Consider the following 18,161-nt stretch of genomic DNA (forward strand, 5'->3'; position numbering starts at 1 on the left):
AGCCCGGATGGCGGATCGAAACGACCAGAAGCAGCATAAAGGCAACCCGCTATGGGATGCCTTTCTGTATCTTGTCTCAGGCAGCGATGCGCCGCTCAACCGCCTGCGTTTGCGCACGTTTTTTACCATCAGTTTCGAGCGCTTCTGGCCGCTCATTCTGCCACTCATCCTGCTTGTAGCGCTTTTTACAAGTATCAGCTGGTTTGCACTATTTGCGCAGATGCCGCGATGGCTGCATATAGCAGCACTCGCGCTGTTCGGCCTTGCCGGGCTGGTCGCGCTCTATCTTCCTTTCCGCTTTCGCCTTCCAACCGATGACGATGTGACGGCACGCATTGAAAGCATCAATGCACTTGCGCACGAACCGCTTGCCGTGCAATCGGAGCATGTCGCCGCAGGCGCCGATGATCCTTTTGCCGCAGCTCTCTGGCGTGAACACCAGAAACGCATGGCGCAAAAGCTGCGCAATCTGCAATCCGGCCTGCCGCGCCCGCGTCTGCCTGAACGTGATCCTTATGCTCTGCGTGGAGCAATTGTCCTTCTTTTCGTGACCGCATTCGCCTATAGCTTTAGTCCCAATAGCGGGCGCATTGCTGATGCCTTTCATATCCGCGACGGTGCGGGTTCAACCGTGGCCCGTATTGATGCCTGGGTGACGCCGCCGCGCTACACCGGTCGAGCGCCGGTGTTCCTAGTGACGGACGGCGACGAAGCGCAAGGCGCCAATGCGATCACCGTGCCGGAGGGCAGTATTGTTAGCGTACGGATTATCGGTGGTGGTAGCCAACGTCTGAGCGTGACCGATGCAAAGGGTGAGCGCCGCGATATCAACCCGCAAGCGCCCGATGAAAGCGTTGTTGAAGGCAGCCAGAGCTTTCGCCATGAACTCAAGCAGGATGAAACGCTTGCGCTTTCAGGGCCGAATACGCGCTGGAAATTCGCAGTCACGCCCGATACGCCACCGACCATCAGCTTCACCAAGGAGCCGGGTCACGCGCTCAACGGCACCTTGCAATTAAGCTATAAAATCCACGACGATTATGGAGCGGCCAAGGCTTTTGCTGAAATCGTGCCGCTGGAAATCGATGATGATGAAGAAGCGCAACCGCTCTATGACGCACCCGAACTGCCGCTTGCGCTTCCACGCCGTGGCACAAAAGACGCCACGACAACCAAGGACCTGACGGAACACCCATGGGCAGGCCAGAAAGTGGCGCTGACCCTTGTCGTCACTGACGCCGCAGGCCAGATTGGTCGCAGTGAAACCAAGATCTTCTCGCTACCGGAGCGACCTTTTACAAACCCGCTGGCAAAGGCCGTTGCCGAGCAACGGCGTATTCTCGCACTGGATGCTACTGAGCACGATCATGTGCTCGACATGCTTTCTGCCTTGATGCTGCGCCCGGAGGAAACCATCAAGAATGCCGGACATTATCTCGGGCTCGTCACCATCCGCACGCAGCTTCGTATGGCACGAAGTGACGACGCTTTGCGCGACACCGCCGACTACATGTGGCAGGTCGCACTCGGCATCGAGGACGGCAATCTCTCGGCAGCCGAAAGGCGCCTGCGTCAGGCACAGGAAGCCTTGCGCAATGCTCTCCAGAACGGTGCCACGCAGGAAGAAATCGAAAAGCTTTCGGCTGAATTGCGCAAAGCGATGCAGGATTTCCTGCGTGAATTTGCCCAGCGCCAGCAACAAAATCCCAATGCGCGCCGCACGGCCCCCGATCCGAATGCCCGGATGCTCAGCGAAAAAGATTTATCGCGCATGATGGACCAGATCGAAAACCTGGCCCGTCAGGGTTCACGTGAACAGGCCGAACAGCTTTTGTCGCAATTGCAGAACCTGATGAACAATCTGCAAATGGGCCAAGCCCAACCCGGCCAGCAGGGACAAAGAGGGCAACAGGGCCAACAAAGCCAGATGCAGCAGCAGATGAACAAGCTCGGTGAGCTGATGCGTCGACAGCAGCAAACCATGAACGAGACGTTCAAACTCGACCAGCAGATGCAGCGACAGTTCGATAACGGCCTGGGTGAAGATGAAGAGGAACTATTCCCCGGTGATGAAGGCAGGCCACAGCAGCGACAGCAGCCTGACGCACAAAGCGAAGCTGAAATGGCGGAAAAAATGCGTAAGCTGCAACAAGAGCAGCAGCAGCTTCAGTCAGATTTGCAAAAGCTGATGGATGAACTCAAAGAATCTGGCATCGAACCCGGAAAGGATTTTGGGGACGCCGGAAAATCCATGGGCAACGCCGCTGATGCGCTTGAGCGTAGTGAAAGCGGGGAAGCCGGCGACAATCAGGGCAACGCGCTTGACGCGCTACGTCGCGCTGGTCGTGATATGATGCAACAAATGCAGCAAGCTATGGGCCAACAAGGCCAGGGACAGCAGGGTCAGGGTCAACCGGGCAATAATCGCGGGCGCGATCCGCTCGGACGCGAATCCGGCTTTGGCAGCAATGACGACGACACCAAAATCCCCGGCGAAATCGACATTCAGCGGGCGCGCGAAATTCTCGACGAAATCCGCCGCAAACTTGGCAACGCGCTGACGCCGCAGATGGAAAAAGAATATCTGCAACGTCTCCTGCGATTTGATTAGAATTTATTCTTTTACATGGCCGACATAAGGCAATTGGCGGAATGCGTGCGCCACATCCATGCCGTAGCCGACCACAAAATAATCCGGGCACTCGAAAGCCACGAAATCGGCTTCGAGATCGACCTTACGGCGAACACTCTTATCCAGCAATACGGCAATGCTTACCGAACGGGCACCGCGCTCCAGCATCAATTCCCGCACGAATTTGAGCGTCTTGCCTGATTCCAGAATATCGTCGATCAGAAGTACGTCACGGTCGCGGACATTACTGTCGATATCGCGCAGGAGGCGGATTTCACCGCTGGTCGTGCCGGTTCCATAGCTTGAAACGGTGATGAACTCGACATCCGGCTCAATGCCGGTGTCGTGCATGGCACGGATAAGATCAGCCGCAAAGATAAAGGAACCTTTGAGAATGGAAATCGTCAGCAGATCGTGGAACTCACGTCCTGCGATGGCTTCAGCCAGTTCGAGATTACGCGCTGCAATCTGTTGCGGGCTGAAAAGCACTTCGATCGTCTTGCCGCCGACTTGTGGCATGGGCCGCTTCTCCTGAGGCTCATATTCTGTGAAAGCGCGCTCTATACCACGCTTTGAGGAAATTGCACCCCCTTACAGAGCGTCGTTCTCCATTCTTGCCGTTCCCTGATTGCTCAATCTGATATAGCGTTGCAACCATGCACCCAGACATTATCGAATTGCGCTCCTTTTACGACACGACACTCGGCCATGTGACCGAACGCGCCATCCGCATGGCGGTCTCAGCCGTGTGGGAGCGGGTGGCCGGTGAACGGCTGGTCGGCATGGGATACTGCCTCCCCTATCTCGACCGTTTCAGTGCCGACACCGAGCGTACTTTCGCTTTCATGCCCGCCGGACAAGGTGCCGTGGCATGGCCATCGGCAGAAAAATCGGCAACCGCGCTCGTCTTCGATGAGGAACTGCCACTGCCCGATTCATCCATCGACCGGATTTTGATGATACATGCTCTGGAATATGCCGAGAATGCGCCGGAAACGCTGAAGGAGGCATGGCGTGTGCTGGCCCCAAACGGGCGGCTGGTCATCGTGGTGCCCAACCGCCGGGGCGTCTGGGCGCGCTTCGAGCATACACCATTCGGCAGCGGCCGCCCCTATAGCCGTGGACAGTTGACTGCCTTGCTTCGGGAAGCCAATTTCACGGTCAATGCGGTAAGCGATGCCCTGCATTTTCCGCCTGCCACACGCCGCTGGATGATGCGGCCCTGTCTGGCGCTTGAAGGCCTGGGGCGACGCCTGTGGCCACTTTTTTCCGGCGTACTGGTGATCGAAGCGCAGAAGCGTCTCTATCAAGGGCTGCCGGTTGCGCGGCGTGCGTCACGCCGTGTTTTCGTCCCGGTTCTGGCTCCTCAGGGCACATCGGCGAGCAGCCTCAGCAAGTCGAAACAGAAACGCACATCCGACGGCCTGGTTGCAGCATCAAAGTCCGAAAAATTGTAAAGCACGGTCAGGGCTGCTCCCCCTGCAAAAACAACGTTTTTCTCGACTTCAACGCCATAGCGGTTTATGTCGCAAGCGGGTCTTCATACCCATGACGCAACAACTTTCTTTTGGCGGAGCCAAAATCATGACCAATCAGCAAACCCCTACCCGTCCCCAGCCCAAGACAGGCCTGCTTGAGATTGCAGCCTATGTGCCGGGCAAGGAACATGTGGAAGGCGTTGCCAAGGTCTATAAGCTCTCCTCCAACGAAACCCCCATCGGCCCCAGCCCCCATGCGATTGAGGCTTATCGATATTGGGCGGACCATCTCTCTATCTATCCCGACGGACAGGCAGAAGCGCTGCGTGACGCCATTGCGCAAACGCAAGGGCTGAATAACGCCAATATCATCTGCGGCAATGGTTCGGACGAGTTGCTTGGTCTTCTCTGCCAGACCTATCTTGCGCCGTCTGACGAAGCCATCATCACCGAGCATGGCTTTGCGGTTTACAAGATCCAGACGCTTGGTGCAGGTGCAACGCCAGTAACCGTCAGGGAGACGAACGAGCGTATTGATGTAGATGCCATTCTAGCAGCACTCTCACCGCGCACAAAAATCGTCTTCATCGCCAATCCCGCCAATCCGACTGGCACCTATCTGCCGTTCGAGGAAGTGCGGCGGTTGCATGCAGGCCTGCCAAAACATGTGCTGCTGGTGCTCGATGGGGCATATGCCGAATATGTGAAGCGCAATGATTACGAAGCCGGTCTTGAACTCGTATCATCGAATGAAAACGTCGTCATGACGCGCACATTCTCGAAAATTCACGGGCTTCCGGGTCTGCGAATCGGCTGGATGTATGCGCCATTGCACGTGATCGACGCGGTCAATCGCATTCGCGGACCGTTCAACATGAATTCGGCGGCAATTGCTGCTGGTGCCGCTGCCATTCGCGACCGTAATCATGTCGATAAATCGATCGCCTATAATGAGAAATGGCTGACATGGCTCACGGCAGAATTCACCAAACTCGGTTTGAGGGTCACACCTTCGGTCACTAATTTTCTTCTGGTGCATTTCCCGGACGATGGCGTCCATTCGGCGGACAAGGCCGATGCATGGCTTTGCAGTCACGGCTATATTTTGCGCCGCGTTGGCGGATACGGTTTCCCCAACGCGCTGCGCATGACTGTCGGACCGGAAGAAGCCAATCGCGGCGTGATCGCCGCACTCACCGAATTTTTGAAGTAACACAATGTCAACGACCCATTTTGAAAAAATCACGCTGATCGGGATCGGCCTCATCGGCTCATCGCTGGCTCGCGTCATCCGCCGCGAAGCTCTTGCAAACCACATCGCCATCGCCACCCGCAGCACTGAAACGCTTAAACGTGCCGAAGCTCTCAACCTCGGTGACAGCTACTTCACCGACAGTGCGGAAGCCGTCAGGGATGCCGATCTCGTCATCGTCTCGGTGCCGGTCGGCTCATCTGGCACTGTTGCAAGACAGATCGCAGCAAGCCTTAAACCAGGCGCTATCGTCACCGATGTCGGCTCGACCAAGGCATCGGTCATTGCACAAATGCAGCCGGAATTGCCCGACACGGTTCATTTCATTCCCGGCCACCCATTGGCAGGAACCGAATATTCGGGTCCGGATTCAGGCTTTGCTGAGCTTTTCACCAATCGCTGGTGCATTCTCACGCCACTTCCCAATACGGATGAAGCAGCACTTGAAAAGCTGTCCGCTTTCTGGGCGGCCTGCGGCTCAAAGCTCGACACGATGGACCCGCAGCATCACGATCTGGTGCTGGCCATCGTCTCGCACCTGCCTCACCTTATCGCCTATAATATTGTCGGAACGGCAAGCGATCTCGAACAGGTGACGAAATCGGAAGTGATCAAATATTCGGCTTCCGGTTTTCGTGACTTCACCCGTCTTGCCGCATCGGACCCAACCATGTGGCGCGATGTCTGTCTGCACAACAAGGATGCGATCCTTGAAATGCTCGGACGTTTTTCGGAAGATCTGGCGTCGCTACAACGCTCGATCCGCTGGGGTGATGGTGAGGCGCTGTTCGACCTTTTCACGCGCACGCGTGCTATCCGTCGCGGCATTATAGATGCGGGCCAGGAAGTGGATGCACCGGATTTCGGGCGTCAGGCAGCAACTCAACCAAAAATCTGAGTTACAATGCGGGCAGACGTCCTAGCGGAATAAAGCCTGCTCTGGCCTTGCCTTTTCGAACGGCAATCTCCATCACGGGATTGCCGTTTTCGTCTTTTGGCATAGCATTCAGCGCAAAAAGCACCGTAGCGATATTACTACCTTGCTCGGGGAAAATAATCTGACCCGCCTGCGCAAGCGATTGCGGATTAACCAACGTCAGCTTGACGTCAGCATCGATCTGTCCCTCTTCATCGATGGAAAATGGACCCGCAACTGAAACCATGGCCCCCGTTGGCAACGACAGAAAGGCCTGAAGAATCGTTCCCTGATGGCCGCGAAGCCGGTCGCGAAAATTGTCCGGTCCCGGTGCCAGAAGTGTTGCGGCGTTTTCGAGTTCAATATCGGCAAGCCCGTCGACCTCAGGGCTTTTTGCATTACCTATTACTGACGGCGCAAGCTTGAATCCGGCGAAACGGCCACTCAATTCCAATGCTTCACCCACCGCACTCATGTTGAAATTCATCTGCTCAAGACCGCCCAAAGACTCGCTCGCCGTCGGTTCGGTGCGGCGGCTGATCAAGACATCATGTGCGGCAAGCTCGATCTCTTTCGGAAATGGTCGTGCCAGTCGTGTATTGGAAGTGAAGCTGCTCCAGTCAACCTGAAGCGGCGTCAGGCCCGGAAACTCCACAAAGGCTGGTCCGGTCAAGGCGTTGCGCAACGAATAGGGCGCATAAACCGGAGCGCCGGAAGTAAACCTCCCCGCACGAAAGGCCATGCCCGCACTTGGTCTTTGCCATGAAATGCTGTCGCAAATAACATTAACGCGGACCGGATAACCTCCGGTGCGTAAATCCTCACAACGAACACCGATGCCCTGTGCAGCCAGTTTAGCCATATCGGCCCGCGCACGGGTTTCGACCCGCCCGGCAACGTAGAACCAGCCAACCGTGTAGATTACAGCAAAAATAACGAGAAAAAGCGCAAACACGACGCGGCGGCGGGTTTTCCTGCTGCCCGCTCCAATATGTGCCTCGGATTGCATCATCCAAAAAACCTTGTCATTTCAGAATATTGAATGCGTATAGCGGGAAGTCATACGTCAGCGTAGTGTCTTCATCCCGCTGCCCCATCTTCAGTGGTAGTTCCAATATGGCAAGATTGTGTCTTGGTGAAGTCGTGCCGTCAAAAAATGCGGGATATTTATGAATTAATAATGGTAATCAAAAAGCATGTGACAAATATTAAGAACACTATGATCATAAAGCAAAATGAAACGCGCAGGAACGATTTCTGGGTTTTCGGATATGGCTCCCTAATGTGGCGACCGGGTTTCGCACATGTGGAGACTGTTCGTGCCCGGCTGCACGGCTTTCGACGCAGCCTGTGTATTTATTCGCATGTGCATCGCGGCACGCCTGACTGCCCTGGCCTTGTGCTCGGTCTCGACGCGGGTGGGTCTTGCCTTGGCATGGCGTTTCGGGTTCCCGGCGACATGACGGATGAAGTTATGCTCTATCTGCGGGAACGCGAAATGTCGACGAATGTCTATCATGAAAAGCAACTGCGTCTACGCCTTGCCGACGGTCGCGAGGTCAAGGCCGTCACCTATGTGGCCGACCGCCGCCACGTGCAATACGCAGGATCGCTTACAACGGAGGATGCCGCATCCATCGTCGCGGCGGCCCATGGCGAAGCCGGTGCCAATTGTGATTATGTCACCAATACCTTGACGCATCTGCGCCAGATGCGCGTGCGCGATCTTGCGCTTGAGAATATTGGCGAACTAATACTCAAAAAAGCTGGCCAGTCCGCTTCCGGTTCAATCTGAGATCAAGAACTGGCTTTCCGCCTCTTGTTCTTGTCCAAATGAAGCTTTACATCTCGGCCATTCGGCAAGGAGACAGTTACTTATGATCGCATTATTCCGCACCATTGATCTGGCGCTTAATATCTACACGTGGATCATTATTGCCAGCGCCATTTTTTCGTGGCTCTATGCGTTCAATGTGGTGAATTCTGGCAACCGTTTTGTGGCCTCCGTTGGTGAATTTCTCTATAAGGTCACGGAGCCGGTTTTGCGCCCGATCCGCAATCTGTTGCCTGATCTCGGCGGCATCGATATTTCCCCGATCATTCTGTTGCTGCTTATTTTCTTCATCCGCCAGTTCATGTGGACGACGCTGCTGCCGCTCTTTCTCTGAAAAATCCATACTTGCACTTTAAATACAAAAGCGCCCGGCAGATCACCGGGCGCTTTTGTTTGATACGATATCGATTAGACGATTACTTACCCTTGGCGCGTTCAATCGCTTCCACGATGAACTTGCGCGCGTAATCTTCATCACCCCAGTCGCCGATCTTGACCCACTTGCCGGGCTCCAGATCCTTGTAGTGCTCGAAGAAATGCGCAATCTGCTTGAGGGTGATTTCCGGAAGATCCGAATAATCATGGACCTTTTCATAACGCTGCGTCAGATGCGGTGACGGAACGGCAATGATCTTCTCGTCCTTGCCGGAATTGTCTTCCATGACCAGAACGCCAATCGGGCGAACATTGATCACGCAACCCGGGATCAGTGGACGCGTATTGCAAACCAGCACATCAATCGGATCGCCATCTTCCGAAAGCGTATGCGGGACAAAGCCGTAATTGCCCGGATAGGTCATCGGCGTGTAGAGGAAGCGATCGACGATCAGTGCGCCGGCACCCTTGTCCATCTCGTACTTGATCGGCTGTCCGCCAACTGGCACTTCGATAATAACGTTGACGTCTTCAGGCGGATTGGATCCGATGGAAATGGCATCAATATTCATGATGGGTCCTTTCGTGTCGCGCTCTGATAACGGGTTTCATGCTTGCGTGCAAGAAAAACGAAAGTTGAAGAAAACGCGGCGAATTGTCATGGATGAGTAAAAGCTGATAAGAGAGATCGAGGCGCTTAAGGATCGTAAGCAACACCAAGTTCTTTGAGGCGCGCAATGGCGCTCGCCGGCAGGGGGGGGGCATTGGCGTCGCGGCTGGCGGCAATCAGCAGCTCGTCGCAGGCTGTCTCCGTTGTTTCAATCAGACGGCGCAGGAATTCTTCCTTTTCCAGTCCCGGCGGAATAGGCGGCAGGATACGGCTGCGGATCGTACCCGGATAGCGCAGAAACTTGCGGCGCGGCCAGTAAAGCCCGGCATTATGTGCAATCGGCAGAACCGGAAGATCGAGTGCCGCATAAAGATGGACAATGCCGTATTTATATTGCGGCGGAGCGCCGGGCGAGCGACGCGTTCCTTCAGGATATATAAGGATCTGGCGACCTTCGCTGATCGCCTTATGCGCGCCTTTGGTAATCGAATTGAGCGCACTGGCACGCGATCCACGATCTACGGGTATCATCTGCATCTTTGCGATATACCAGCCGAACAGGGGAATGCGCATCAGTTCGCGTTTCAGGATCAACACTGGATCATCGAGATGCGGCAAGAATGCGTAAGTATCCCACGCCGACTGGTGTTTTGGCGCACATATATAGGCGCCCTCGGGGATATTCTCGAGCCCCTCGATGACATGGTCTGTCCCTGCGATGTATTTCTGGAGTCCGAGATTGACCCTCGCCCAGAGCTTCGGCACGATCCACGCCTTCTTGCGCGGCAAGAGGAAATAAAATGGCGTATAAACGATCATCTGGACAAGCGTGCAGATGTAAAACGCCGCATTGAAGAGAATGGAACGCAGATAAAGAAGCATCGGTGAGGCGAAATCCCGGCTGGTACATTTAAGCCAAAAGCGCACAATGGCTGTTAGTTGGAATACGGCAAAAACCGTCGAAGCGAAAGCGCTATTCTATGTTCTCAGCTAAAGCATGTCTCGCAAAAGTTGGAAACGGTTCGGGAAGACATGCTATGAATCCCGATACTTTTTTGAAAAAACACCGCAAGCATTCCCACTCGGCTCAGATATCGCCGTTGCGCGATAGGTTGCGACCGAAAATTTCAGCACCGCCAACCCGAACGATTGCGCCCAGATATTTCACATACTCCACGAAGAGAACGCGCAGCGTGTCGCTTTCCGCCACCCAGCCCTGATCCCTGCGTTCGCCGTTCACCACAGGATAGGGCACGAATTCAACATCCTTCATGCGATAGGACATTTCAAGAATGCTGCGCGGAATATGATAGTTGTTCGTCACCACGATCACTCGACTGTAATCATTGCTGCGTATCCAGCGCTCGCTCTCCTCGGCATTACCGGCCGTATTAAGGGCCGAACGGTCGAGATCGACACAACAGTCGAACAAGCTGGGCTCGGCATGGGTCGCACGCTGCAGCATTTTTTCATTGGTCGAAGGATGAACGCCGCTGATCAGCAGACGCTTGCCGCGCTGCAACTTCAGCAGATCGACTGCCGCCTGAATACGCGCCTGACCGCCAGTCAAAACGACAATTGCGTCTGCGGGTGCATCGCTTACTGGCGGTGCCATGCGCGAAACCCATTCTCCAAAGGCCACGAACCCCGCAACAAACGTCACCAGCAGGACGAAGAGCACGATTGAAACAGGTTGAAAACGTTTGAGAATACGCATGATCAATGACCACAGGAATTGACACGGTACAAGCAACACTGAGGAAGGCGAGACCACAGCATGTCGGGGGCGCCGAATGGCACCTGCCTGCAGGCCATATAAAATCCGCTCTTCAGCCACGCCATTATCGCCTGTCCCGTATCCGCGGTTCATAATACGCGCGAATCGCGCGTTATTACCGTTCTCATGATAGACACGATTAGGGCGAGAACTCGAAAAATCTGTTACAATACGCAACGCGCGAAGCTTGATGGGCAAAAAAACAGTCATTTGGGTCCCATCCCATCCCCCATCCCCGGGCCATCTATGGTTGCGAGCTGGCGTACAACAGTCAGCCGACTGGTCAACATTGTAAGAACGCTGACCAGAATGATGATTGCCGCAGCACCCAGATAACCATCACCCCCGATGGAGAAATTACCAAACATCGCAGCCGCCTGATCGCCCTCCGGGGTCGCCATATGATAGGACGCCCACCACGAGAAGATAAGGAAGACCAGCATCGCGGCGGCACCGCCGAAGAGCGCGCCTTTAAGTGCTGTGCGAAAGAAATGCCATTCAAATTCGCGCGCCACCAGCCTTGGTTCTGCGCCGATAAAATGCAGAACCTCGATTATGTGGCTGTTTCCCGACATAGCTCCTCGCGTGGCGAAGATGACAGTCAGCACGGTGGCCGCGATGACCAGCGCCAGCACAGCGGTTCCCACCAGAACCGTAGTATGAGCCATCGATACCAAACGGTCCACCCAGGTGCGGTGATCATCAAAGCTCGCGCTTGCGATGGCACGTGTCAGTTCCGCTCGCATGGTTTCGAAATCAGGTGGTGCATTCTCATCGATCGTCACCAGGACCAGGCGCGGCACCGGCAGTTCGTCGATATCAAGACCAGTTCCAAGCCATGGCTCCAGAAGGCGAGCCGTGGCACCCTTGTCGACAATGCTCGTGCTCTTGACGCCCGCAAAACCGCGCGCAATCTCACTCGCCTGCTGCAAGGCCTGCTCCATATCCTGTCCATCGACAGGGCGGATCTGGATGGTTGCCTCACGCGCAATCTGGCTTTGCCATGCATCTGCCGAGGCGCGGACCAGCGTTACGCCACCCATGGTGAGGCAGGCAAGGAAGGTCATGATCGCAATGACGATAACCAGCGCGCTTCCCGTAACACTTCCATCCGGCACGATTGAGCTTGGCCGGTTGCGTTGCCGGCGTTTGCCAACCCGAACCAGAACCATATCCTGAAAATCATCAAGACGGACTTTCAGATCCTCCTGAATTCTGCGCCATTGATTACGAAGGTCAGTCATAGATATCGAGCCGCCCGTGCTCCAGAATCATGCGCCGCGCATTGACCTGATCCATGAGGGAAAGGTCATGCGTTGCGATAATGACGGCTGTGCCGGAGCGGTTCAGCTCCGTGAACAGGCGCAACAGACGCTTGGCAAGCGGCGGATCGACATTGCCGGTCGGCTCGTCAGCCAGGAGCAGCTCGGGCTGATCGATCAGCGCGCGAGCAATAGCAGCACGCTGTTTTTCACCACCTGAAAGAACCGGCGGCAGAACCCGCATACGATCGCCGAGGCCAACCCAGTGCAAAAGCTCTTCCACCTCATGGCGATAAGTTGCCTCTTCCTTGCCGCGCACTCGCAGCGGAAGCGCGACATTCTCATAAGTCGTCATATGATCGAGCAGGCGAAAGTCCTGAAACACGATGCCGATACGACGGCGCATTAACGGAATATCCTTGTGATCAAGCCGTGCAACATCGCGACCGAAGACGTTGATCAGTCCCCGCGTCGGCTTCAACGCCATAAAAAGAAGACGCATGAGCGAGGTCTTGCCTGCGCCGGATGGACCGGTCAGGAATTGGAACGAACGCGGCGGTATATGAAAACTGACATCCCGCAGGATTTCAGGCCCCATTCCATATCTCAGGCCGACATTCTCGAAGCGTATCACCGGTGTATTTCTCTTTAAGGTGTGTCCGCGCAAAGCATTCGCGGGTCATATCGATTATGAAATCGACCTTTACCCTCGATGGTTAACGTCGCGTTAAATTCGCCCAGTTATACCCTTAAAATATACAATTTCCGCCGAAATACGGCGGTCCCACAAACCGTTGATGCATTATGCAACCAAGAGGCTACTGCCAGCAGCCGAGATTGCGACCCTTGAGATTATGGGCATCAATATCAACGACCAGCCGAGGATCAGCGCGCATGAGAGCAAGCGTTGTTCTTTGCTTGAGATCGATCTTTTCCCATCCCGCACATTGCGTCGGCATCGGTGTCGTATCGATCGTGACCTTTTCCGTCCAGGCCGTCGCAGCACATCCAGAAAGAACGACTGCAAGCGGAACGCCGATGATGGCGCGCAGCAAAAAATCTGACGCGCTCAATTGGAAAGGAGGCCTCATATAAAACCACTTATTCAAGCCGCGAACTCCCTGTCATGAAACACTGCCAAGATAAACGCAGAGTGCCGTTTGGTCACGCAAAGGCGTATGGCGCCTTGACGCGGCAGTTACACTTATAACGTGTCTGGGGCCATGGCTGCAATATCAACACAGCCAAATCTGAAACGGATTTATGGATAGACGGTGAGGGAAACCTCCCCCTTTTCCTTGCTCGTTTAAAAGTGCCATCAGAATTTTAAGAAATTTCTCTAATATAATATAAATTACAGCTCGTTTTCGACTCTGGAAAAATATAATTATGAAGTCAAGACGAAATAAGAACAGTTAAAATCGCATTGATGAAAGAAACGTGCACAGATATAGTTATTTTGATATGATTCGCATACAAGCATTTTCACTACACCAAGCGTGGGGATTTACATGTTGAACAAACTATCTGCTGAGTTTTTCGGCACTTTCTGGCTCGTGTTTGGCGGCTGCGGCAGCGCTGTCCTTGCGGCCGCATTTCCTGATCTTGGCATCGGTTTCGTTGGTGTGTCCCTGGCCTTTGGTCTCACAGTCCTGACCATGGCCTATGCTGTCGGCGGCATTTCCGGTGGACATTTTAATCCAGCGGTTTCGTTGGGTCTTCTCATCGGTGGTCGCTTTCCGGCAAAGGATTTGATCCCTTATTGGATTGCTCAGGTCCTCGGCGCCATTGCCGCAGCCGCCGTCCTCTACCTGATCGCCTCGGGCAAGACAGGCTTCACGGCTGGGGGCTTTGCGTCGAACGGTTATGGCGAATTGTCGCCCAGTGCTGTAGATGGTGTTGGCGGTTATAGCCTGACAGCAGCCTTGCTGATCGAAGTTGTTCTGACGGCTTTCTTCATCATCATCATTCTGGGATCGACGTCTTCGAGCGCTCCGGCTGGCTTTGCACCAATCGCCATTGGTCTTGGCCTTACGCTGATCCATCTCGTCTCCATCCCGGTCACCAACACCTCGGTCAATCCGGCCCGCTCCACCGGCGTGGCGCTTTTCGCGGAAACGGCAGCACTGAGCCAGGTATGGCTGTTCTGGGTTGCTCCACTGATCGGCGCAGCAATTGGCGCAGTCATCTGGAAGGGTCTACTCGGAAAAGACTGATCGAATATCAGGTTCAAACAAAGGCCGGCACAATGCCGGCCTTTGTTCGTTTATACACTTCCAGCGAAAGCCGGTGAAAATAGGGGGGTCCCAGCGACTCCAACAAAGTGCTTCCAGTCGTTGGAAGGATGGGCTAAGTAACAAAAGTCTTTCCTCTTGATGTTTTTCAGCGATGTCCCCCTCCAAAGATATTTCTGCAGCGGATCGCTATGCCGCTTTCCGCCATTCCGCTTTCAAGAAATACTGGGGCGCACGCTTTCTCAGTGCCTTTGCCGTGCAGATCGTCAGCGTTTCGGTTGGCTGGCAGATTTACGACCAGACCCGCGACGCTTTTAATCTTGGTATGGTCGGGCTGGTACAGTTCCTGCCTGCGCTGCTGCTCGTTCTGGTAACCGGCGCGACTGCCGACCGTTTCGGGCGTCGGCTTGTCATGGGACTGTCGCTGGTTCTGGAAGCCATCGTAACCGCGCTATTGCTCGCCTTGACCGTGACCGGCCTGTTCGAACCGATGACAGTCTTTGGCGCTTTGCTGATTTTCGGCGTGGCTCGCGCCTTCCTAGGGCCATCCTCGGCATCGCTCGTCGTTAATCTGGTCCCGACCGAAGATTTTGCCAATGCCGTTTCATGGAATTCGTCAGCCTGGCAAGTCGCTACCGTCGTCGGGCCAGTCGCAGGTGGTTTGCTTTACGGGGTATCGCCTGAAGCAGCCTATAGTGTCGCCACGCTTTTTCTGGCTATGGGCTCTGTTCTCATCTTCTCAATCCCGAAGCCAAGACAGCATACGCTCACGGAAGAACGCTCGCTTTCCAGCATGCTCGCCGGTTTTCGCTATATCTGGAAAGAGAAGATCGTTCTGGGCGCCATATCGCTCGACTTATTTGCCGTATTGCTCGGTGGTGCCGTGGCGCTGCTTCCCATTTTTGCCCGCGATATTCTGGATCTCGGTCCGTGGGGCCTCGGCTTCTTGCGCGCTGCACCGGGAATAGGGGCGGTACTGACGGCGCTATGGCTTGCAGGTCATCCCATCCACGACCATGCCGGACGCATCATGTTCGTGTTCGTCGGCTTGTTTGGTTTGTTCAACGTCATATTCGGGGTTTCTACCCTGACCTGGCTGTCGGTAACAGCGCTGGCACTGGCAGGGGCTGCTGATATGATCAGCGTCTATATCCGTGAAACGCTGATGCAGCTCTGGACCCCGGATAATGTGCGCGGTCGCGTCAATGCTGTGAACATGGTTTTTGTCGGTGCTTCGAACGAACTGGGCGAATTCCGCGCCGGGTTGATGGCCGCAGCGATCGGAGCCGCACCCGCCGTCATCATCGGCGGCGTTGGCTCCATCGCGGTCGCAATCGCATGGGCGGCGATGTTCCCCCAATTGCGAAAAGCCCGCCACCTGCAAGGACGGACCTGACGTTACAGCATGTCTCCCAAAAACGGGAACCGCCTACGCAGGCAGATCAGTCCACTGGACTGATTTCTGACCCTGCTTCGATGGGATAAAGACTTGCGACACGCTTTAGGAAGATTAGAAAACTGGAGCGCTACGGTTTGTCTGTTGCGCACGCAGCTCGATAGCGTTGCGATCCGTGTCGCGGATGCCCATGAGGTCTGCAATACGCCACACAACCGTGGTTTCCAGTTCTCGCGCCTCGCCGTCCGCGCATACGATTTCCCACATCAGGGATACGAAATCGAGTTGGGCTTGATAGTCGAGCTTTTCTTTTAGAACCGACGTGAAACTTGAAAGGTCAGTAGCTTCCTGATCCGCCAGTTCTGCGGCCTTGAGCAGCTGCTTGAGCGCATCGCCCTTGACGCCATATTTGAGTGAAAGGGTCGAGGACAGTTTCAGACGTTCGCTTTCATCGCTCTCACCGTCGACATTCATGAGGTGCAGAAGCAAGGCTGCAGCGGCAAGGCGAGGGTCATCATCGGCAAATTTCTCGCCACGATCCCGAAATCCGCTTCCGGGCAATTCCCGAAAAATTTCCATAAGACGATCGAACATTCACCCCTCACCAAACGCAATATTTTTATTTGTACTGCGAATAGGTAACCAGATGAAGGCCGCAAACAACGCCTTAATCGTCATGACGCATTATTCGATGAAAATGAGGCGACAAGCGTTGTTTTTAAGCAACGCTTAAAAAAGCCGCAAGCCTCCCTGTACCTTCTTCGATGTTTCTTGCCTCTCCACACCAGGATCATCGACAATAAGATGAGGATGCCCTTGTTGTTCTTCGTCATCGTGGAGAGCGAAAGCATCCGGCACGGGTTGCGGCTGATGGTCGTCCGGTTTTTTTTCTTCGACAGGCTTCGCAAGCTTAACCGGCTCCGCCTGAGGAACAGCGATTTCCGCCTCTATGGTATCAGGTTGAAGCGCAGACTTGGCGGGTGTGTCCCAAACAGGTTCTTCTTCCTTTTCTGTGCCCACCAGAACAGGAACCACAGTCTTTTGAGCTGCCTCCGGTCCCCTGATTTCTGGCTGTTCAGGTTCGATTGCCGGAGCAAGTTCGACAACCGGCACCTTCCACTCGAAACTGTTCAACCGACCAGTCACCGGCGAAACCGGAGACCAGCGCTCTGAAACATAACCATCCGCGGTCCAGGCCGGATCGCGAGGTGCTTTGACCGCCTGCGCCAGCCATTCCCGCACTTTACCCTGATTACCGGTTTCGGCTTCCTCGATATCGGCAAGCAGCAGATACGCGCCTTCGCTTTGGCGCGCGCGCAATGCCTGTTGGGCATTGTCTCGTGCCAATCGCCAATCGCCAGCATCATAGGCCGCACGCGCCAATGCCATGCTGCCTTCTACGGTATTGGCGCGCAGCGAAACCAGATGCCGTGCGCGTTTCAAACGATCCGGTGCCGTGTCGCCGGCACGGGCGTGAATATAGGTTGAAGCGATATCCGGATGCGGAAAACGTTTCCACGCCGCTTCCAATACCTTCGAACCCTTGCGCACTTCACCATCCGCGAAAAGCGCCTGAGCAGCCACCACAGCCGCAGGCACGAGATCGGGTGCAAGCTTGTTTGCCGCCAGCGCGTCCACCTTTGCATGCGCATGATCGACATTCAGCGTTGCCATAGCCTTTGCCGTCAGAAGAGCGGCACGCTCCTTTTTAGCCACTTCCTTGCCATGGGAGAGAACCTGCTTGCGTGCATCCACAAGCTTGAGCGCCCCTTCCCAGTCGCCATCAGCGCATAGCTGTCCCATGACCGCAGATGAAGCCCATTCGAGTTGTGGTGCCTGACTTGCAGCCTGGGAGGCATAATGGCGCGCCGCTTCCAGCGCGCCTACGCGCTGGGCTTCGATATAAAGGCCGCGCAATCCCAGAAGCCTCGTTTCCGGGTCTTCCAGCATCGCCTCAAACCCTTTGCGGGCATCAGCGTCACGGCCTTCCAGCATCGCTGTTTGTGCTTCGAGAAGCTTGATAAGCGGCTCCTGGTCGGAATTGAGCAATTTTCCAGCCTGCTGCGTCATACGACGTGCGGCTTCGGCGTCACCGGCACCAGCCGCAATCAGCCCTGTCGACAACGACTGGTAGCCTCGGTCACGTTTGCGCGCCCGAAAATGACGGCGCAAAAGATGAGGCGACTGGATAAGGCTTCTGACCAGCCACCAAAGGAGCATGACCGCTGCCACGAGGGCGACGACACCGGCCGCAGCGGTGATCAGCGGCACATTGTAATGATTGCCGGAGAAGACGACGTCGATTTCTCCGGGACGATCAGCCAACCACGCAAAACCGAAACCAAGAGCCGCAGTGAGAGCCAGATAAAACAGAACACGCAGCATGACTGCCTCC

The 18,161-nt window shown here is 55.1% G+C and carries 18 protein-coding genes; 8 read left to right on the forward strand and 10 right to left on the reverse strand.

Going from position 1 to position 18,161, the window contains the following annotated elements:
* The first annotated feature begins 7 nt into the window (after positions 1 to 7).
* Complete coding sequence (locus AAIB41_RS08920) at positions 8 to 2,611, forward strand: TIGR02302 family protein (RefSeq protein WP_343312949.1); 2,604 nt, start codon at positions 8 to 10, stop codon at positions 2,609 to 2,611.
* Between the two features lie 3 nt (positions 2,612 to 2,614).
* Here the strand turns inward: AAIB41_RS08920 and hpt are convergent, their stop codons facing one another.
* Entirely contained in the window at positions 2,615 to 3,151 is a 537-nt protein-coding gene (gene hpt, locus AAIB41_RS08925; protein WP_343312950.1) for a hypoxanthine phosphoribosyltransferase, read from the reverse strand.
* A 137-nt stretch (positions 3,152 to 3,288) separates the two neighbouring features.
* Between hpt and AAIB41_RS08930 the strand changes: the two genes are divergently transcribed.
* The 3 genes from AAIB41_RS08930 (at position 3,289) to AAIB41_RS08940 (ending at position 6,260) form a co-directional block, all read left to right on the forward strand.
* Positions 3,289 to 4,089 carry a class I SAM-dependent methyltransferase gene (locus tag AAIB41_RS08930; RefSeq protein ID WP_343312951.1) on the forward strand — a complete coding sequence of 267 codons (801 nt, stop codon included), beginning with the start codon at positions 3,289 to 3,291 and terminating at the stop codon, positions 4,087 to 4,089.
* Positions 4,090 to 4,216: 127 nt separating this feature from the next.
* A complete protein-coding gene (locus tag AAIB41_RS08935; protein ID WP_343312952.1) occupies positions 4,217 to 5,323 on the forward strand; it encodes a histidinol-phosphate transaminase in 1,107 nt (368 codons plus the stop codon).
* Between the two features lie 4 nt (positions 5,324 to 5,327).
* Positions 5,328 to 6,260, forward strand: coding sequence for a prephenate/arogenate dehydrogenase family protein (locus tag AAIB41_RS08940; protein WP_343312953.1), 933 nt, complete (start codon positions 5,328 to 5,330; stop codon positions 6,258 to 6,260).
* Position 6,261: 1 nt separating this feature from the next.
* Here AAIB41_RS08940 and AAIB41_RS08945 read toward each other — a convergent pair whose 3' ends face one another.
* Complete coding sequence (locus tag AAIB41_RS08945) at positions 6,262 to 7,290, reverse strand: DUF2125 domain-containing protein (RefSeq protein WP_343312954.1); 1,029 nt, start codon at positions 7,288 to 7,290, stop codon at positions 6,262 to 6,264.
* 207 nt (positions 7,291 to 7,497) lie between these two features.
* Between AAIB41_RS08945 and AAIB41_RS08950 the strand changes: the two genes are divergently transcribed.
* Complete coding sequence (locus AAIB41_RS08950) at positions 7,498 to 8,073, forward strand: gamma-glutamylcyclotransferase (RefSeq protein WP_343312955.1); 576 nt, start codon at positions 7,498 to 7,500, stop codon at positions 8,071 to 8,073.
* An 82-nt stretch (positions 8,074 to 8,155) separates the two neighbouring features.
* Positions 8,156 to 8,446, forward strand: a complete 291-nt coding sequence (locus tag AAIB41_RS08955) for a YggT family protein (protein ID WP_343312957.1) — start codon at positions 8,156 to 8,158, stop codon at positions 8,444 to 8,446.
* 82 nt (positions 8,447 to 8,528) lie between these two features.
* Here the strand turns inward: AAIB41_RS08955 and ppa are convergent, their stop codons facing one another.
* From ppa to AAIB41_RS08985, 6 genes are all read right to left on the reverse strand, one after another.
* Positions 8,529 to 9,059, reverse strand: a complete 531-nt coding sequence (ppa, locus tag AAIB41_RS08960; RefSeq protein ID WP_343312958.1) for an inorganic diphosphatase — start codon at positions 9,057 to 9,059, stop codon at positions 8,529 to 8,531.
* 125 nt (positions 9,060 to 9,184) lie between these two features.
* The gene (locus AAIB41_RS08965; RefSeq protein ID WP_343312959.1) at positions 9,185 to 9,979 is read right to left on the reverse strand and encodes a 1-acyl-sn-glycerol-3-phosphate acyltransferase; all 795 of its coding nucleotides are present in this window, start codon (positions 9,977 to 9,979) and stop codon (positions 9,185 to 9,187) included.
* Positions 9,980 to 10,184: 205 nt separating this feature from the next.
* Positions 10,185 to 11,084 carry a YdcF family protein gene (locus AAIB41_RS08970; RefSeq protein ID WP_343312960.1) on the reverse strand — a complete coding sequence of 300 codons (900 nt, stop codon included), beginning with the start codon at positions 11,082 to 11,084 and terminating at the stop codon, positions 10,185 to 10,187.
* Positions 11,081 to 12,118: an ABC transporter permease gene (locus AAIB41_RS08975; protein ID WP_343312961.1), complete on the reverse strand. Its 1,038-nt coding sequence runs from the start codon at positions 12,116 to 12,118 to the stop codon at positions 11,081 to 11,083. The genes AAIB41_RS08970 and AAIB41_RS08975 overlap by 4 nt, the downstream gene beginning before the upstream one ends.
* A complete protein-coding gene (gene ftsE / locus AAIB41_RS08980; RefSeq protein ID WP_343314720.1) occupies positions 12,111 to 12,734 on the reverse strand; it encodes a cell division ATP-binding protein FtsE in 624 nt (207 codons plus the stop codon). Before ftsE ends, AAIB41_RS08975 begins: the two co-directional genes overlap by 8 nt.
* 220 nt (positions 12,735 to 12,954) lie before the next feature.
* Positions 12,955 to 13,227, reverse strand: coding sequence for a hypothetical protein (locus tag AAIB41_RS08985; protein WP_343312962.1), 273 nt, complete (start codon positions 13,225 to 13,227; stop codon positions 12,955 to 12,957).
* A gap of 420 nt (positions 13,228 to 13,647) precedes the next feature.
* On the opposite strand from AAIB41_RS08985, the gene aqpZ reads away from it, so the two are divergent.
* Together aqpZ and AAIB41_RS08995 are read left to right on the forward strand one after the other, a co-directional pair.
* Positions 13,648 to 14,352 carry an aquaporin Z gene (gene aqpZ, locus AAIB41_RS08990; RefSeq protein WP_343312963.1) on the forward strand — a complete coding sequence of 235 codons (705 nt, stop codon included), beginning with the start codon at positions 13,648 to 13,650 and terminating at the stop codon, positions 14,350 to 14,352.
* 172 nt (positions 14,353 to 14,524) lie between these two features.
* Positions 14,525 to 15,766: an MFS transporter gene (locus AAIB41_RS08995; protein WP_343312964.1), complete on the forward strand. Its 1,242-nt coding sequence runs from the start codon at positions 14,525 to 14,527 to the stop codon at positions 15,764 to 15,766.
* Positions 15,767 to 15,880: 114 nt separating this feature from the next.
* Here the strand turns inward: AAIB41_RS08995 and AAIB41_RS09000 are convergent, their stop codons facing one another.
* Both AAIB41_RS09000 and AAIB41_RS09005 read right to left on the reverse strand, forming a co-directional pair.
* Positions 15,881 to 16,360, reverse strand: coding sequence for a TerB family tellurite resistance protein (locus tag AAIB41_RS09000; RefSeq protein WP_343312965.1), 480 nt, complete (start codon positions 16,358 to 16,360; stop codon positions 15,881 to 15,883).
* Between the two features lie 135 nt (positions 16,361 to 16,495).
* A complete protein-coding gene (locus tag AAIB41_RS09005; RefSeq protein WP_343312966.1) occupies positions 16,496 to 18,151 on the reverse strand; it encodes a heme biosynthesis protein HemY in 1,656 nt (551 codons plus the stop codon).
* Between the last annotated feature and the right edge of the window lie 10 nt (positions 18,152 to 18,161).

It is taken from the genome of Brucella sp. BE17 (assembly GCF_039545455.1).
Lineage (GTDB): Bacteria > Pseudomonadota > Alphaproteobacteria > Rhizobiales > Rhizobiaceae > Brucella.

Excerpts from the sequence above, each read along its gene's own strand:
- AAIB41_RS08920 (WP_343312949.1), top strand. The coding sequence starts at position 8 with ATGGCGGATCGAAACGACCAGAAGCAGCATAAAGGCAACCCGCTATGG.
- hpt (WP_343312950.1), bottom strand. The coding sequence starts at position 3,151 with ATGCCACAAGTCGGCGGCAAGACGATCGAAGTGCTTTTCAGCCCGCAA.
- AAIB41_RS08930 (WP_343312951.1), top strand. The coding sequence starts at position 3,289 with ATGCACCCAGACATTATCGAATTGCGCTCCTTTTACGACACGACACTC.
- AAIB41_RS08935 (WP_343312952.1), top strand. The coding sequence starts at position 4,217 with ATGACCAATCAGCAAACCCCTACCCGTCCCCAGCCCAAGACAGGCCTG.
- AAIB41_RS08940 (WP_343312953.1), top strand. The coding sequence starts at position 5,328 with ATGTCAACGACCCATTTTGAAAAAATCACGCTGATCGGGATCGGCCTC.
- AAIB41_RS08945 (WP_343312954.1), bottom strand. The coding sequence starts at position 7,290 with ATGATGCAATCCGAGGCACATATTGGAGCGGGCAGCAGGAAAACCCGC.
- AAIB41_RS08950 (WP_343312955.1), top strand. The coding sequence starts at position 7,498 with ATGATCATAAAGCAAAATGAAACGCGCAGGAACGATTTCTGGGTTTTC.
- AAIB41_RS08955 (WP_343312957.1), top strand. The coding sequence starts at position 8,156 with ATGATCGCATTATTCCGCACCATTGATCTGGCGCTTAATATCTACACG.
- ppa (WP_343312958.1), bottom strand. The coding sequence starts at position 9,059 with ATGAATATTGATGCCATTTCCATCGGATCCAATCCGCCTGAAGACGTC.
- AAIB41_RS08965 (WP_343312959.1), bottom strand. The coding sequence starts at position 9,979 with ATGCTTCTTTATCTGCGTTCCATTCTCTTCAATGCGGCGTTTTACATC.
- AAIB41_RS08970 (WP_343312960.1), bottom strand. The coding sequence starts at position 11,084 with ATGACTGTTTTTTTGCCCATCAAGCTTCGCGCGTTGCGTATTGTAACA.
- AAIB41_RS08975 (WP_343312961.1), bottom strand. The coding sequence starts at position 12,118 with ATGACTGACCTTCGTAATCAATGGCGCAGAATTCAGGAGGATCTGAAA.
- ftsE (WP_343314720.1), bottom strand. The coding sequence starts at position 12,734 with ATGGGGCCTGAAATCCTGCGGGATGTCAGTTTTCATATACCGCCGCGT.
- AAIB41_RS08985 (WP_343312962.1), bottom strand. The coding sequence starts at position 13,227 with ATGAGGCCTCCTTTCCAATTGAGCGCGTCAGATTTTTTGCTGCGCGCC.
- aqpZ (WP_343312963.1), top strand. The coding sequence starts at position 13,648 with ATGTTGAACAAACTATCTGCTGAGTTTTTCGGCACTTTCTGGCTCGTG.
- AAIB41_RS08995 (WP_343312964.1), top strand. The coding sequence starts at position 14,525 with ATGTCCCCCTCCAAAGATATTTCTGCAGCGGATCGCTATGCCGCTTTC.
- AAIB41_RS09000 (WP_343312965.1), bottom strand. The coding sequence starts at position 16,360 with ATGTTCGATCGTCTTATGGAAATTTTTCGGGAATTGCCCGGAAGCGGA.
- AAIB41_RS09005 (WP_343312966.1), bottom strand. The coding sequence starts at position 18,151 with ATGCTGCGTGTTCTGTTTTATCTGGCTCTCACTGCGGCTCTTGGTTTC.